Here is a 14,979-nt window from a genome sequence, read left to right on the forward strand (position 1 = left end):
GAGGCGGGGCAGGCTAGGCGTCGCGCTTGCCGGTGGTCGGCATCGCCGCCAGGGCGCGCGCGTAGGCCGGCTGCAGATCGTCGGGCCCGGCCACGTCCATGCCCAGCTCGCGCACGCGGCCGTCGGACAGGCTGTAGCACCAGCCGTGCACGGCCACCTGCTGGCCGCGCGCCCAGGCATCCTGCAGGATCGTGGTATGGCACACGTTGGCGACCTGTTCGATCACGTTGAGCTCGCACAGGCGCGCGTGGCGCAGGGCCTCGTTCTCCACCCGCTCCAGCCGCGCCGCGTGCTTGCCGGCCACGTCGCCCACATGCCGCAGCCAGTTGTCCACCAGGCCCATCCGCGCCCCGGTCATGCTGGCATGCACGCCACCGCAGCCGTAGTGGCCGACGATCAGGATGTGCTCGACCTTGAGCACATCGACCGAGAACTGCACCGCCGAGAGGCAGTTGAGGTCGCTGTGCACCACCACGTTGGCCACGTTGCGATGGACGAACACCTCGCCCGGGTCCAGCCCCAGGATCTGGTTGGCAGGCACGCGCGAATCGGAGCAGCCGATCCACAGATAGCGCGGCGACTGCTGCTTGGACAGGCGTTCGAAGAAGCCCGGATCGTCCTTGCGGACCCTGTCGGCCCAGTCCAGGTTGTTGCGCAGCAGGTCTTTGAGATCGCTCATGCCCGCGATTATCGCAGAAGCCTTTGCGAAGACGGTATGGAACTCACGCCCCAAGGCTTGGTGGCCACAACTCTCTCTCAGACCAGTCGTGACCGCCTTGTAGAGCGGAGCTTGCTCCGCTGCGCTTCGGTCGGGTCATCGGGAAAGCCCCAGCGGAGCAAGCTCCGCTCTACAGGTGGAAGCCGCCACGGCGGCGATGGGGGCTTTCTCGGGAAGGCCTGATGGCCGCCGTTGGCCAAAAGGCCACGAGGGCAGCGCTCATCCCGGACCAGCCGCTAGCGCTGGCAATGCGCGCAGTCGTACAGCCGCCGCCCCGCCAGCTCGCGGCGACGGATCAGCGTGCCGCAGTCCAGGCACGGCTCGCCGGCGCGGTCGAAGACCTTGAAGGCGAAGCCATCGGGCGTATCGGTCAGGTAGTCGGCGCGCATGCCTGCGGCCTTGCGGATGCCGCGGCTGCGATAGCTGCGGCGCGGCACGTCCAGCAGCGCCCTGGCCAGCAGCCGGCGCTCGTCCGGGTTCAAGCCCGCCGCATCGCGCGTGGGCGCGATGCCGGCCTCGAACAACACCTCCGAGCGCAAATAGTTGCCCATCCCGGCCAGGAAGCCCTGGTCCAGCAGCAGCGCGGCCAGCGACATGCGCATGAAGCGCGGCTCCTGCAGCCGCTGCTCCACCGCCGCCGCGGTCAGGCGCTTGTCCAGCACGTCCGGCCCGAGCTTGGACAGGAAGGGATGGCGGGCCAGGTCCGCGTTCTTCCACAGCGCGATGTCCGAGGCCGAATACAGCAGGATGGCCTTGTCAGCCGTCTCCAGCGCCACGCGCAGGCTGCGGGTGGTCTCCGGCCGTTCGCCGGCCTCGGCGATCCGCCACACCCCATAAAGCTGGTTGTGCGTGTACAGCGTGGTGCCGTTGTCGAAACGCGTCAGCATCGCCTTGCCATGCGTCTCGATGGCGGTGATGCGCGCGCCGATCAGCCCGCGCTGCTTGGATTTGAGCGAAGGCGGGTAGAACCACACCTGCTCCAGGGGCTGGTTGCCGACCGCCTCGAACAGGCGATCGGCGGCGCGACGGATCTCGGGACCTTCAGGCATGGGCGGATTCGATCAGGGTAAGGGTCGTGGCCGCGTGCAGACGCTAGATCGACTGCAGCCGGCCGCCGTCCACGGCCAGGCTGACGCCGGTGATGTAGCCGGCGGCGGGGCTGGCGAGGAAAGCGACGGCCGCGGCGATGTCGGCCGCTTCGCCGAGGCGGCGCACGGGCACGCCCTGCGCGATGCCGTCCAGGATCTGCTCGGCGCTCTGGCCGCTGGCCTGCATCCGGTCCTGGACGATGTGGTCCATGCGCGCGGTGCAGGTGAAGCCGGGCAGCACGTTGTTGATGGTGATGCCATCAGGCCCCAGCTCGCGCGACAGCGTCTTGGCCCAGCCGGCCACCGAGGCGCGGATGGTGTTGGACACGCCCAGGTTGGGGATCGGCTCGTACACCGAGGTCGAGAGCACGTTGACGATGCGGCCCCAGCCGGCGGCGCGCATGCCGGGCAGCACCGCCTGCACGCGCACATGGTTGGCCAGGGTGTGGTGGCGGAAGGCGGTGAGGTAGGCCTCCAGATCCGCGTCGATGGCGCGTCCGCCCGGCGGCCCGCCGCCGTTGTTGATCAGCACGTGCACCGGCTTGCGCGCGGCCAGGCCGACCACATCGGTGGAGAGCATCTCGGTCTTGCCGTCGTCGCCGAACAGCCAGCCATGCGTCTGGCCTTCCCGCACGACGGGCAGCTCGGCCACCAGCTGCTGCAGCATGGCCTGGCGCCTGGCCAGCACGGTGACATCGCAGCCCAGCAGCGCCAGCTCGATCGCCGCGGCCCGGCCGATGCCCTCCGAGGCGCCGCAGACCAGCGCATGGCGGCCGGAAAGGTTCAGGTCCATCGCAATACTCCGATTCGGATCGCGGGGCGTTACTGTGACGCCAAGCGTGTTATGGCGTCGCGTTCTGCCTGGCGGAAGCAACGGCTCTCACATCAAGCCGCAACCTCCTTGTAGAGCGGAGCTTGCTCCGCTGCGGCTTGCCGACGATCCAGCCGAACGGCAGCGGAGCAAGCTCCGCTCTACGGCTTGCCGACGATCCGGCCGAAAGGCAGCGGAGCAAGCTCCGCTCTACAGATGGGCGCCGCCTCGTCAGTCTGCGGTATCGATCAGGCCTGCATCGCCACGCATCAGCGCGGCAACCTCGCGCGCCTCGGGATCGTCACGCGCGGCCAGATCCTCGATCACCGCCTGCTGATTGGCGCGCGGATGGTTCTGGCTGAGCTTGAACTTCAGCTCGGCCCGCTCGACCACCAGCCGAAAGCCGACGATGCCGGCCAGCTGCCGGATCAGGCGCGCATCGTCGTGCTCGAAGCGCCAGTCGCGGCCGACACTGGCCTCGTAATGCGCACTGAGCCGGTCGACCAGGTCGGCCAGGGCATCGGTATCCTCGACGCGTTCGAGCACGCCGTGCAGATGGGCGACAGCGTAGTTCCAGGTCGGCACCCGCGCGGCCTGCGCCTTGTCCGGATATGCCGAAGGCGAGACATAGGCGTGCGGGCCGTGGACGATGGCCAGGGCCTTGCCCGTGTGGCGTGCCTGCGGGTTGGGCTTGGCCCAATGGCCTTCCAGCACGATGCGCGCGCCGTCGCGGGCGTAGAGCACCGGCAGATGGCTGACCTCGGGCGTGCCGTCGTCGTGCTGCGTGATCAGGGTGATGAAGGCATCGCGCGCGATCAGCGCATCCAACCGCGCCAGGTCGGTCTGCGCGAAGGCGCGCGGGGTGTACATGCCGCCCTCGCTCAGGCGTGCCCGCCGCCCAGCCGCTGCACCATCATCGGCTTGAGCGCGGCATCGTCGTCGGCGTGCGGCGGGATGACCTCGTGCAGCGAGAAGCCGCGCAGCAGCGCATCTTCCTCGTCCAGACCGTCGTAGGCGACGAATTCGGCGTCGAACAGCGCCCCGCGGGCGCTGTCCTCGCTGTCGTAGGCCAGCGTATTGCCGTCGCTATCCAGCACCTCGGCGGTGCCGGCCTCCTTGATCCGCAGCCGGGCCCAGATCAGGGTCTGGCCCAGAGTGGCCAGCCACCACTGGACGCGTGTCGTCTCGTTCATTTCACTACCTCGTAGGCCAGCCACAGCAGCCCGGCCATGGCCAGGCCGCACACGATCACCAGCGCGGCGATGCGCGCCGGCGTGGCCAGGCCGTTCAATGCGCCGTCCCGGCGCTGCAGGTAAGTGCCGCGCAGCAGCCAGGCCAGCGCGGCGGGTTTCATGAAGGCGCCCGGACCCAGTTCCTCGGCCACCTGCGGATGGCGGTCGCGCACGTGGATCAGGGTCAGCGGCCAGAAGATCACGAAGGCGCAGAACCCGGCGATCGCCGTGGCCACGAACAGCAGGGCGAAGAACAGGATCACGCCAGCACCAGTCGGGCCAGCGAGGGCAGCGCCACCGAGCACACGGCCAGCACCGTGGCCCACAGCAGCGGCGCGCGCAGGCTCTGCATCGCCGCGCGCACCTGCGGGTCGGCCTTGGTGGCGCGCACGTCCAGCCCCTGTTCCTGCTTGGCCATCAGCAGCTTCTGCAGGCGCAGGCTGCGGGCGATGCCGACCAGGCCGAAGCCGAAGGCCGCGAACCCGGCCACGAACGTCGCCACCTGCACCACCAGCTGCGCATGCATGGCGCTCAGAACTCCGCGTTGCCCGGCGCGCGCGGGTAGGGGATCGCGTCGCGGATGTTGGACAGGCCGCAGACGTAGACCACCAGGCGCTCGAAGCCCAGACCGAAGCCGGCATGCGGCACCGTGCCGTAGCGGCGGAAGTCGCGATACCAGCCGTAGTGCGACGGATCCAGGCCGAACTGGGCCATGCGCGCGTCCAGCACATCCAGGCGCTCCTCGCGCTGGCTGCCGCCGATGATCTCGCCGATGCCCGGGGCCAGCACGTCCATCGCCGCGACGGTCCGGCCGTCGTCGTTCAGGCGCATGTAGAAGGCCTTTATGTGCTCGGGGTAGTTGGTCACCACCACCGGGCGGCCGACGTGCTCCTCGGTCAGCCAGCGCTCGTGCTCGGTCTGCAGGTCCAGGCCCCATTCGACCGGGAAGTCGAACTTCTTGCCGGACTTGCGCAGCAGCTCGATGGCATCGGTGTAGTCGATGCGTTCGAACGGTGCGTTGATGAACGCCTCCAGCTTGCTGATCGCGGTCTTGTCCACGCGCTCGGCGATGAAGCTCAGATCGTCCATGCGCTCGTCGAGCACGGCCTTGAACAGGTATTTGAGGAATTCTTCGGCCAGGCGCGCGTCCTCGGCCAGGTCGGCGAAGGCGATCTCCGGCTCGATCATCCAGAACTCGGCCAGGTGTCGGGTGGTGTTGGAGTTCTCGGCGCGGAAGGTCGGGCCGAAGGTGTAGACCTTGCTCAGGGCCAGGCAGTAGGCCTCGACGTTGAGCTGGCCCGACACGGTCAGGAAGGTCTCCTTGCCGAAGAAGTCGCGGCCGAAGTCCACCTCGCCGGCGGCGTTGCGCGGCAGATTGGCCAGGTCCAGCGTGGAGACGCGGAACATCTGCCCGGCGCCCTCGGCGTCGGAGGTGGTGATGATCGGCGTGGAGATCCAGTTGAAGCCGTTCTCGTGGAAGAAGCGGTGCACCGCCTGGGCCAGGCAGTTGCGGATGCGGGTGACCGCACCGAACAGGTTGGTGCGCGGGCGCAGGTGCGCGACCTCGCGCAGGAACTCCAGCGAGTGCGCCTTGGGCTGGATCGGATAGGTCTCCGGATCCTCGACCCAGCCGACCACCTCGACCGACTCGGCCTGGATCTCGAAGCGCTGGCCCTGGCCCTGCGAGGCCACCAGGGTGCCGGTGGCGATCACCGCGCAGCCGGCGGTCAGGTGCTTCACCTCGGACTCGTAGTTGGGCAGGGTGTTGGGCGCCACGACCTGAATGGGGGCGAAGCACGAACCGTCGCTGACGTTGACGAAGGACAGGCCGGCCTTGGAGTCGCGCCGCGTGCGCACCCAGCCGCGTACCGTCACCTCGCCGCCGGCCGGGAGCTTGCCCGCCAGCGCATGTTCGACGCTCACCACCGTCATGTCTTGAATCCCGGCCCGTTCGGCTCGATCTGAATGAACGCGCAAGTCTACCGGTTGGCGCACGCGGCGGGCACGCTCCGTTCGCTCCGTGGGGCCGCCGGCGGCGCACCCACACCTTATAATTCCGGTCCGCAGCATCGCAGGCATCGTCATGGCCATCACTCTCACGCCGCTCGCCCACCAGCGCGTCCAGCGCTTCGTCCAGACCACGCCCGGCGCGCTGGGCCTGCGCTTCGGCGTGACCCGCACCGGCTGCTCGGGCTGGGGCCATGTGACCGACCTGGCCCGCGAACAGCGCGAAGACGACACCGTGTTCGAGCAGGACGGCGTGCGCATCTATGTCGATGCCGACAGCCTGCCGCTGGTGGACGGCACCCGGATCGATTTCGGCAAGCGCGGGCTGGGCGAGGAGTTCCTGTTCGCCAACCCCAATGCGACGGCCGAATGCGGCTGCGGCGAGAGCTTCACTACCGACGCGAACGCGGCCTAAGGCTCAGGGAGCGCCAGACGGGGCAGGGGGCAGGCGCGTCGCTGACGCTGCCTGCGCAGCCCTGATGCCGGCTCCGGCTGCCGGCCTGCAGCCGCCCGAATTGCGCCCGATCCCCGCGCGATTGCACGCAACCCCTTGACCTGACATAATTTCCTGCTCCCTGCCGGCCACCAGGCCGTCGGGGCTCTTGCTCCACCGCATCGGCGGGGGGCTGTCCGGCCGGCGGCATCGCGCCTTCGGCCATCATCCGAAAGGGAACGACAATGCGTTTTTACGAAATCGTGTTCCTGGTCCACCCGGACCAGAGCGAGCAGGTGCCGGCCATGGTCGAGCGCTACAAGGGCATCATCGAGAACGGCAACGGCAAGATCGTGCGTCTGGAAGACTGGGGCCGCCGTCAGCTGGCCTATCCGATCCAGAACCTGGTCAAGGCCCACTACGTGCTGATGAACGTCGAAGTCGACCAGGCCACCCTGGCCGAGCTGACCGAGACCTTCCGCTTCAATGACGCCATCCTGCGTCACCTGATCATGAAGCGCGACGGCGACGTGGCCGACACCGAGATGTCGATCATCATGAAGAGCAAGGACGAGAAGAGCGACAAGCCCGAGCGCGGCGAGCGCCGCCGTCGCGACGACGAAGGCGACACCGCCAAGTCCGACGACGATTCCGACTCCGCCGAAGCCGCCTAAGGAACCCTGACCATGTCCAAGTTCTTCCGTCGCCGCAAGTTCTGCAAGTTCACGGCCGAAGGTGTCAAGGAGATCGACTACAAGGATCTCAACACCCTGCGCCAGTACCTGACCGAGACCGGCAAGATCGTCCCCAGCCGCGTCACCGGCACCAAGGCGCGCTACCAGCGCCAGCTGCAGACGGCCGTCAAGCGCGCCCGTTTCCTGGCCCTGATCCCGTACACCGACAACCACGACGTCTGAGTGCGGAAGTGAGCGGCGGCTAGCGCCGCAGGGAGTGCGTAGTGAGCAAAGCCTCGGCTGTCGCTCGCTCCTCACTCCTCTCTACTCACCACTGCTTCAACGACACCCGTCCTATTCGGACAGCAACCGTTGCGGCGCTCCTGCGCCGCTAACGAATAACGGAGCAAAGAAATGGATCTGATCCTCCTGCAGAAAGTGACCAACCTGGGCGTCCTGGGCGACAAGGTCAGCGTCAAGCCGGGCTACGGCCGCAACTACCTGGTGCCGCAGGGCAAGGCCGTGCCGGCGACCGCCGCCAACGTGGCCGAGTTCGAGGCCAAGCGCGCCGAGTACGAAGCCAAGGCCAAGGCCATCCACGACGAGGCCTCCGGCCGCGCCGGCAAGTTCGAAGGCGCCAGCGTCACCGTCAAGGCCAACGCCTCGACAGAAGGCAAGCTGTTCGGTTCGGTCGGCCCGCGCGACATCGCCGAGGCCTTCACCGCCGCCGGCCTGCCGCTGGAAAAGAGCGAAGTGGTCATGGGCGAAGGCCCGCTGCGCAACATCGGCGAGTACGACGTGCTGCTGAAGCTGCACGCCGACGTGGAAACCACCGTCAAGGTGGTGGTCGAAGCCGAGGCCTGATCCTTCAGGCGACGCGGTTCGATACGACGGGCGCCGCGAGGCGCCCGTTTTCGTTGGGGATCTTCTTCGCAAGGGTTGTTGATCGCGACGTGCGTGCGTGGGACTTCGGAAGGTCAGCGGTCCGGCCCCCCAACGACCAACGCAATCCTGGTTCGGGAAAGATCGACCACACCGCTTGCACCAGTGGCTCTTGGGTGCTGTGGCTTCGGTGGGAGCGACTGTCTCCACAAATCTCAGCGGCCTGCCTGTAGAGCGGAGCTTGCTCCGCTGGGGCTTCCTCATGATCGGGCCGAAAAGCAGCGGAGCAAGCTCCGCTCTACAGGTGGGGGCCGCCATGGCGGCGATGCGGCTCTACCGGCAATGCCTGCGCCGCGATGAAGCTTTGCCGGGAAAGCCCCGTCGCCGCCATGGCGGCTCCCACGGTCATGGGGCCAGACAAGCAATGTTGCCACCAGCATCTTCAGCAGTTCAGGCGGGGCCGAGGCCCGGCGGCCGATGGATCGTGACTTCTGTCGAATCGAAGCCTTGAATCTCAACGCTGCCCCCCGAACTCAGGACGCCGACACACGCGGATTAGAGAAGAAGCCACTTCGATCCACACCGCGCGCTCGCAGCCGATGAGACGCGCAGCGCACATCTTCTCCACCACTTGTCCACAGGCTTATGCATACCGGTCGAGCGGCCGGCTGACTAACATGGGCGCGCGCGTTGGCGCGTTCGCCCTTCGAGACCTCACACCCATGGCTGCACCCCGTCGCGATCGCGAATTCCGCAACGATCCCACCGATACGCGCATCGAACAGCTGCGCATGCCCCCGCACTCGATCGAGGCCGAGCAGGCCGTCCTGGGCGGGCTGATGCTGGTGCCCGATGCCTACGACCGGGTCAACGACAAGCTCACCCCGAACGACTTCTACCGCCGCGACCACCAGCTGATCTACCGCGCCATCAGCGAGCTGGCCGAGCGCAGCCGCCCGTTCGACGCGGTGACCCTGGGCGAATGGTTCGAAGGGCAGGGCCAGTCGGACCTGATCGCCGGCGGCGCCTACCTGATCGAACTGGCCAGCTCCACGCCCTCGGCCGCCAACATCACCGCCTACGCCGAGATCGTGCGCGACAAGGCGGTGATGCGCCAGTTGATCGACGTGGGCACCGAGATCGTCAACAACGGCTTCCAGCCCGAAGGCCGCGAGAGCGCCGAACTGCTGGCCGCGGCCGAGCAGAAGGTGTTCGCCATCGCCGAGGCCGGCGCGCGCGGGCGCAGCGACTTCGTGGCCATGCCCAACGCGTTGAAGGACGCGTTCTCGGTGCTGCAGGACCGCTACAACAACGGCGGCACCATCACCGGCCTGCCCACCGGCTATACCGAGTTCGACGGCATGACCGCCGGCCTGCAGCCGACCGACCTGATCATCCTGGCCGCGCGTCCGGCCATGGGCAAGACCACCTTCGCGCTGAACATCGCCGAGTACGCGGCGATCAAGTCGAAGAAGGCCGTGGCCGTGTTCTCGATGGAAATGTCCTCGGCGCAGCTGGCCCTGCGCCTGATCTCCTCCAACGGGCGAATCAACGCCCAGCGCCTGCGCAACGGCCAGCTGGAGGACGAGGACTGGAGCCGCGTCACCGCGGCCATCCGCATGCTCAAGGAGACCAAGATCTTCATCGACGACACCCCGGGCCTGTCGCCCGAGGTGCTGCGCTCCAAGTGCCGCCGCCTCAAGCGCGAGCACGAGCTGGGCCTGATCGTGATCGACTACCTGCAGCTGATGAGCGTGCCGGGCAACAGCGAGAACCGCGCCACCGAGATCTCCGAGATCAGCCGCTCGCTCAAGGGCCTGGCCAAGGAACTCAACGTGCCGGTGATCGCCCTGTCCCAGCTCAACCGCTCGCTGGAAACGCGTACCGACAAGCGCCCGGTGATGGCCGACCTGCGCGAATCCGGCGCCATCGAGCAGGACGCGGACATGATCGTGTTCATCTACCGCGACGACTACTACAACAAGGAAAATTCGCCGGACAAGGGCCTGGCCGAGATCATCATCGGCAAGCACCGCGGCGGCCCGACCGGTTCGTGCAAGCTGAAGTTCTTCGGCGAGTACACCCGCTTCGACAATCTGGCGCACGATTCGGTGGGCAGCTTCGAGTAAGCCCGTCGGCGCGCGGCTTCACCGCCCCGCGCCGGCCGGGCGTGCACCATCGCGGGCGTCTCCTTCCGCCCCAAGGCCCGCATGCCCGTCGCACTGGTCTGGTTCCGCAACGATCTGCGCCTGGCCGACAATCCGGCCCTGCACATGGCGCTGGAGGCCGGCTTCGATCCGATCCCGGTCTACATCCACGCCCCGCACGAGGAAGGCCGCTGGGCGCCCGGCGCGGCGTCCAACGCCTGGCGCCACCGCTCGCTCAAGGCGCTGAGTGCCGATCTGCACGCACGCGGCTCGCGCCTGGTCGTGCGCCAGGGCGACAGCAGCCGCGTGCTGGAGGCGCTGATCGCGCAGAGCGGGGCACAGGCGCTGTTCTGGAACCGCAAGTACGAGCCGACCACCCAGGCGCGCGATGCCACGATCAAGCAGGCGCTGAAGGACCAGGGCTTCGATGCGCGCAGCTGCAACGCCGCGCTGCTGGCCGAGCCCTGGGACGTGACCACCAAGAGCGGCGGGCCGTACAGGGTGTTCACGCCTTACTACCGCAGCGTGCTGGCCGCGCTGCCGCAGCGTGCGCTGCACGACGCCCCGCGCACGCTGCCGTCGGTGCCCGCGCGCATCGGCAGCGACGGCGTCGACGCGCTCGGCCTCAAGCCGCGGCTGGGCTGGGATGCGGGCTTCTGGGCGCAGCACCAGCCCGGCGAAGCCGGCGCGCACGAGGCGCTGGAGGTCTTCGTCGACGGTGCGCTGTCGGGCTACCTGGACCAGCGCGACCTGCCGGACCGGACCGGCACCTCGCAGCTGTCGCCGCATCTGCACTTCGGCGAGATCGCACCCTGGCGGGTGATCGCGCGGCTGGAGCAGGTGCGCAGCGCCAAACTGGAGCGCGACATCGACGGCTTCATCCGCCAGCTGGTGTGGCGCGAGTTCGCCTATCACCTGATGCACCACTTCCCGCACACGATCGAGGACAACCTCAACCCGCGCTTCGACGGCTTCCAGTGGGCCAGGGCCGATGCCAGCCGGATGCAGGCGTGGCAGCGCGGTCGCACCGGCGTGCCCATCGTCGATGCGGGCATGCGTCAGCTGTGGCACACCGGCGTAATGCACAACCGCGTGCGCCTGCTCGTGGCCAGCTATCTGACCAAGCACCTGCGCGTGCACTGGCTGGAAGGGGCGCGCTGGTTCTGGGACACGCTGGTCGATGCGGACCTGGCCAACAACACGCTGGGCTGGCAATGGGTGGCCGGCACCGGCGCCGACGCCTCGCCGTACTTCCGCATCTTCAATCCGGTAACCCAGGCGCAGAAGTTCGATCCGAAGGCGCACTACATCACCCGCTGGGTGCCCGAACTAGAAGCGTTGCCGCTGCAGGCGCGCTTCGCGCCATGGGAGTCGCCCGACCTGCTTGAGCGCCTGGCGCCCGAGTATCCGCGCCGGCCCCTGGTGGATCTGTCCGAAGGGCGCGAGGCCGCGCTGGCCGCGTATGCGGCGACGCGTTGAACCTGACAGGACTACGCGCCGCTGAACCTCTCCAGGCTCGGCACTGCGCGATTCATCGGAATTTGTCGCGGTGGGCGTTAGCGTGCGCACACCGCAACACACCCGGATCCACCCCCGGAAAGGTTCTCTCACCATGAACACCTCCAAGCTGCTCTCCCGCACCCTGCTGTGCGGCGTCCTCTCCGCGACCGTGCTGGCCGGCTGCGCCACCTACACCGGCCAGACCAGCGACCCGAACGATCCCAACCGCACCCGCAACAACGCGCTGATCGGCGCCGGAATCGGCGCGGCGGTGGGCCTGCTCAGCGGCCACGATGCGACCTCGCGTCGCCAGCACGCGCTGATCGGCGCCGGCGTCGGCGGCCTGACCGGCGGCGCGATCGGCGTCTATCAGGATCGCCAGGAGGCGCAGCTGCGTCGCCAGACCGCCGGCACCGGCATCGACGTCAGCCGCGACGGCGATGTCATCAAGCTCAACCTGCCGGACGGGGTGACCTTCGACTTCGGCAAGTCCGCGCTCAAGCCGCAGTTCTATCCGGCGCTCAACAACGTGGCCGCCACGCTGAAGGAGTTCAACCAGACCATCGTGGAAGTCAGCGGCCACACCGACAGCGTGGGCAGCGATGCGGTCAACCAGACCCTGTCCGAGGCGCGCGCCAATTCGGTCGCCGACTACCTGATCGGCCAGGGCCTGATGCGTCAGCGCTTCGAGGTGATCGGCATGGGCAAGCGCTATCCCATCGCCAGCAACGACACCGAGGCCGGCCGCGCGCAGAACCGCCGCGTCGAGATCCGCGTGCTGCCGGTCGAGCAGGGCGGCTGACGAACCGCAAGTTCCACACGTCGCACGACACAACGGGCCGCATCGCGGCCCGTTGCTTTTGTGACAGCGCGCCCGCGATGGTCTCCCGCGACACCGCGCGCCGTGGAAAGCTGCGTGTGATCAGGTCGATGTTGCGGCGCGTCATAATGCACGGCCTTCCGCATCCGCCAGGCATCCCCCATGGCCACTGCGCCCACGCCCGTCACCGCGCCGGCCGCGCCCGTTTCCCGCCGCGTCTATGTGCTGATCCTCTTCGCCCTGTCGATGGGCGGTTTCGCGATCGGCGTGGGCGAGTTCGCCTCCATGGGGTTGATGCCCCATATCGCCCGCGGGCTGTCGATCAGCGAGCCGCAGGTCGGCCATCTGATCAGCGCCTACGCGCTGGGCGTAGTCGTGGGCGCGCCGGTACTGGCGATCCTGGGCGCGCGCCTGCCGAGGCGCACGCTGCTGCTGCTCCTGATGGGGTTCTATGCGCTGGGCAACCTGGCCAGCGCGCTGGCGCCGAACTACGGCGTGGGGCTGGTATTCCGCTTCATCGCCGGGCTGCCGCACGGCGCCTACTTCGGCGTGGCCGCGCTGGTGGCCGCTTCGATGAGCCCGCCCGACCGCCGCGCCGCCGCGGTCAGCCGGGTCATGCTCGGCCTGACGGTGGCGATGCTGATCGGCAATCCGCTGGCGACCTGGCTGGGCCAGGTGCTGAGCTGGCGCTATGCCTACGGGCTGGTCGGGGCGCTCGCGCTGCTGACCGTGGCGCTGGTGGCCGCCTTCCTCAAGCCGAACCCGAACGAGCCGCGCCAGGATCCGCTGCGCGAACTGCGCGACTTCCACCGCCCGCAGGTCTGGTACGCGCTGGCCATCGGCGCGATCGGCTTCGCCGGCATGTTCTGCGTGTTCTCCTACCTGGCGCCGACGCTGCTCGAGGTCACCCGCCTGGACGAGCGCTGGGTGCCGGCGGCGATGGTGGCCTTCGGCGTCGGCGGCATCCTGGGCAACGTGGGCGGCGGCTGGCTGTTCGACCGACTGCAGTTCCGCGCCACGCCGGTGGTGCTGACCTGGTCGACGCTGGTGCTGCTGGCGTTCCCCGCCAGCGCCCATTCGGTGTGGACGCTGCTGCCGGCGGTGATCGCGGTCGGCACCATGGTCAGCCTGGCGCCGGTGCTGCAGACCCGGCTGATGGACGTGGCTTCCAGCGCGCAGACCCTGGCGGCCGCGTCCAACCACGCCGCCTTCAACGTGGCCAACGCGCTGGGGCCGTGGCTCGGCGGACTGGCGATCAGCGCGGGGCTGGGCTGGACGGTCACCGGCTATGTCGGCGCGGCCACCGCCGCGGCGGGCCTGGCGCTCTACGGTCTGGCGCGCCGCGCCGAGCGGCGCGAGGCGGGCGAGGGCGCGGCCGAAGCGGCAGGCTGAGTCGGGTCGGGCGAGTGGCGCGCACCTTGCGCGTCACCTAGGCTGGCGGCTCCGACCGGCTTTCGCGCGCCTTGGTGCTGCGCTGCGGGATGCAATCCAATGCGCGGTATGCGAAATTTCAATCGATCTAAATCGGTTGAACACGGCCAAATGGCGATTCAGTCTCACCTCCCGCGCGCCCCTGCCGCGCCGTGTGCGCCAGCGCTGGCTCCCGCGCGCATGGCCGCACTGCAAGTCCGTCTCTTCCCGCTCTCTTCTGCGAATTCCCAGCATGCCGCATGACGCTGCGCCCGGCCGCCCGGCCTCTCTAGTCTGCTTCGGCGAAGTGCTGATCGACCTGCTGGCCCAACCGCCGGTCGAAGGCCAGGCCCGCGCCTTCGAGCAGTACGCCGGCGGCGCGCCGGCCAATGTCGCGGTGGCCGCCGCGCGCCTGGGCGCGGACAGCCAGTTCGTGGGGATGCTGGGGCAGGACATGTTCGGCGACTTCCTGCATGAGGCGCTGGCTGGCTTCGGCGTCGGCGTCGGCCATACCGTGCGTACCGCGCAAGCCAAGACCGCGCTGGCGTTCGTGGCCCTGGACGAGGCGGGCGAGCGCAGCTTCAGCTTCTATCGCCCGCCTGCGGCCGACCTGCTGTTCCGGGCCGAGCATTTCGACGCCGACTGTCTGGCGCGCGCCGATGTCTTCCATTTCTGCTCCAACAGCCTGACCGACACGGACTGCGCGCAGGCCACCTTCACCGGCGCGCAGCGCGCGGGCCAGGCCGGTGCCGTGGTGAGCTTCGACCTCAACCTGCGCCCGGCGCTGTGGCCGGAGGGCGTCGATCCGACGCCCACGCTGTGGCAAGGCCTGGCGCTGGCGCAGGTCGTCAAGCTCTCTCGCGAGGAGCTGCAGTTCCTCGCCGGCCACGATGCGCAGGCCGAGGCCGGCGTCATCGCCCGCCTGCTGGCCGGGCGCACCGAACTTCTGGTGATCACCGACGGGCCCGGCGAGGTGGTGTGGACCACACGCCAGGCGCAAGGACAGGTGTCGGGCTTCGCCGTGCAGGTGCGCGACACCACCGCCGCGGGCGATGCCTTCGTCGGCGGGCTGCTGGTCCGGCTGGTCGAACTGGGCGGGGCGGGCGCGGGCTTCAGCGCGTTCTGCGCCGACCCGGCCCGCGTGGAAGAAGCCGTGCGCTTCGGCACCGCCACCGGCGCGCTGGCGGTCACGCGCAAGGGCGCGTTCGCGGCCATGCCGACCCGTGCCGAAGTCCTGTCTCTGCTGTGATCAATCCG

17 protein-coding genes are annotated in these 14,979 nt (G+C 68.7%); 9 read left to right on the forward strand and 8 right to left on the reverse strand.

What is annotated here, in order from left to right; all coding sequences use genetic code 11:
• Positions 1–13 precede the first annotated feature (13 nt).
• The 8 genes from can to asnS form a co-directional block, all read right to left on the reverse strand.
• Positions 14–679 (reverse strand): carbonate dehydratase, encoded by a 666-nt coding sequence (can, locus tag ACFJIT_RS06435; protein WP_130518179.1) that lies wholly within the window; start codon positions 677–679, stop codon positions 14–16.
• A 275-nt stretch (positions 680–954) separates the two neighbouring features.
• Positions 955–1,767 (reverse strand): endonuclease VIII, encoded by an 813-nt coding sequence (gene nei / locus ACFJIT_RS06440; protein ID WP_379655374.1) that lies wholly within the window; start codon positions 1,765–1,767, stop codon positions 955–957.
• A 43-nt stretch (positions 1,768–1,810) separates the two neighbouring features.
• Positions 1,811–2,599 (reverse strand): SDR family oxidoreductase, encoded by a 789-nt coding sequence (locus ACFJIT_RS06445; RefSeq protein WP_379655375.1) that lies wholly within the window; start codon positions 2,597–2,599, stop codon positions 1,811–1,813.
• Between the two features lie 249 nt (positions 2,600–2,848).
• On the reverse strand, positions 2,849–3,487 hold the full coding sequence (locus tag ACFJIT_RS06450) for an FMN-binding negative transcriptional regulator (protein ID WP_379655376.1): 639 nt from the start codon (positions 3,485–3,487) through the stop codon (positions 2,849–2,851).
• An 11-nt stretch (positions 3,488–3,498) separates the two neighbouring features.
• Positions 3,499–3,810: a hypothetical protein gene (locus tag ACFJIT_RS06455; protein ID WP_379655377.1), complete on the reverse strand. Its 312-nt coding sequence runs from the start codon at positions 3,808–3,810 to the stop codon at positions 3,499–3,501.
• Positions 3,807–4,112, reverse strand: a complete 306-nt coding sequence (locus ACFJIT_RS06460; protein WP_130518189.1) for a hypothetical protein — start codon at positions 4,110–4,112, stop codon at positions 3,807–3,809. Before ACFJIT_RS06460 ends, ACFJIT_RS06455 begins: the two co-directional genes overlap by 4 nt.
• Complete coding sequence (locus ACFJIT_RS06465) at positions 4,109–4,375, reverse strand: hypothetical protein (RefSeq protein ID WP_379655378.1); 267 nt, start codon at positions 4,373–4,375, stop codon at positions 4,109–4,111. Before ACFJIT_RS06465 ends, ACFJIT_RS06460 begins: the two co-directional genes overlap by 4 nt.
• A 5-nt stretch (positions 4,376–4,380) precedes the next feature.
• The gene (gene asnS / locus ACFJIT_RS06470; RefSeq protein ID WP_130522649.1) at positions 4,381–5,781 is read right to left on the reverse strand and encodes an asparagine--tRNA ligase; all 1,401 of its coding nucleotides are present in this window, start codon (positions 5,779–5,781) and stop codon (positions 4,381–4,383) included.
• Between the two features lie 151 nt (positions 5,782–5,932).
• Here asnS and ACFJIT_RS06475 point away from each other — a divergent pair, with 151 nt between their 5' ends.
• The 9 genes from ACFJIT_RS06475 (at position 5,933) to ACFJIT_RS06515 (ending at position 14,971) form a co-directional block, all read left to right on the forward strand.
• Positions 5,933–6,271, forward strand: a complete 339-nt coding sequence (locus ACFJIT_RS06475) for an iron-sulfur cluster assembly accessory protein (RefSeq protein WP_130531555.1) — start codon at positions 5,933–5,935, stop codon at positions 6,269–6,271.
• A gap of 263 nt (positions 6,272–6,534) precedes the next feature.
• Positions 6,535–6,963 (forward strand): 30S ribosomal protein S6, encoded by a 429-nt coding sequence (gene rpsF, locus ACFJIT_RS06480; RefSeq protein WP_130522648.1) that lies wholly within the window; start codon positions 6,535–6,537, stop codon positions 6,961–6,963.
• Between the two features lie 12 nt (positions 6,964–6,975).
• Entirely contained in the window at positions 6,976–7,206 is a 231-nt protein-coding gene (gene rpsR / locus ACFJIT_RS06485) for a 30S ribosomal protein S18 (protein ID WP_093137332.1), read from the forward strand.
• A 171-nt stretch (positions 7,207–7,377) separates the two neighbouring features.
• Entirely contained in the window at positions 7,378–7,827 is a 450-nt protein-coding gene (gene rplI, locus ACFJIT_RS06490) for a 50S ribosomal protein L9 (RefSeq protein WP_130518196.1), read from the forward strand.
• A 740-nt stretch (positions 7,828–8,567) separates the two neighbouring features.
• Complete coding sequence (locus tag ACFJIT_RS06495; protein WP_165394507.1) at positions 8,568–9,974, forward strand: replicative DNA helicase; 1,407 nt, start codon at positions 8,568–8,570, stop codon at positions 9,972–9,974.
• Between the two features lie 81 nt (positions 9,975–10,055).
• Entirely contained in the window at positions 10,056–11,471 is a 1,416-nt protein-coding gene (locus tag ACFJIT_RS06500) for a deoxyribodipyrimidine photo-lyase (RefSeq protein WP_337052619.1), read from the forward strand.
• Between the two features lie 133 nt (positions 11,472–11,604).
• Positions 11,605–12,294 carry an OmpA family protein gene (locus ACFJIT_RS06505; RefSeq protein WP_130561665.1) on the forward strand — a complete coding sequence of 230 codons (690 nt, stop codon included), beginning with the start codon at positions 11,605–11,607 and terminating at the stop codon, positions 12,292–12,294.
• A 180-nt stretch (positions 12,295–12,474) separates the two neighbouring features.
• Positions 12,475–13,704, forward strand: a complete 1,230-nt coding sequence (locus ACFJIT_RS06510; RefSeq protein WP_130531552.1) for an MFS transporter — start codon at positions 12,475–12,477, stop codon at positions 13,702–13,704.
• 271 nt (positions 13,705–13,975) lie between these two features.
• Complete coding sequence (locus ACFJIT_RS06515) at positions 13,976–14,971, forward strand: carbohydrate kinase (protein WP_130561666.1); 996 nt, start codon at positions 13,976–13,978, stop codon at positions 14,969–14,971.
• The last annotated feature ends 8 nt before the right edge of the window (positions 14,972–14,979 follow it).

Source organism: Pseudoxanthomonas sp. UC19_8 (assembly GCF_042700505.1).
Lineage (GTDB): Bacteria > Pseudomonadota > Gammaproteobacteria > Xanthomonadales > Xanthomonadaceae > Pseudoxanthomonas_A > Pseudoxanthomonas_A winnipegensis.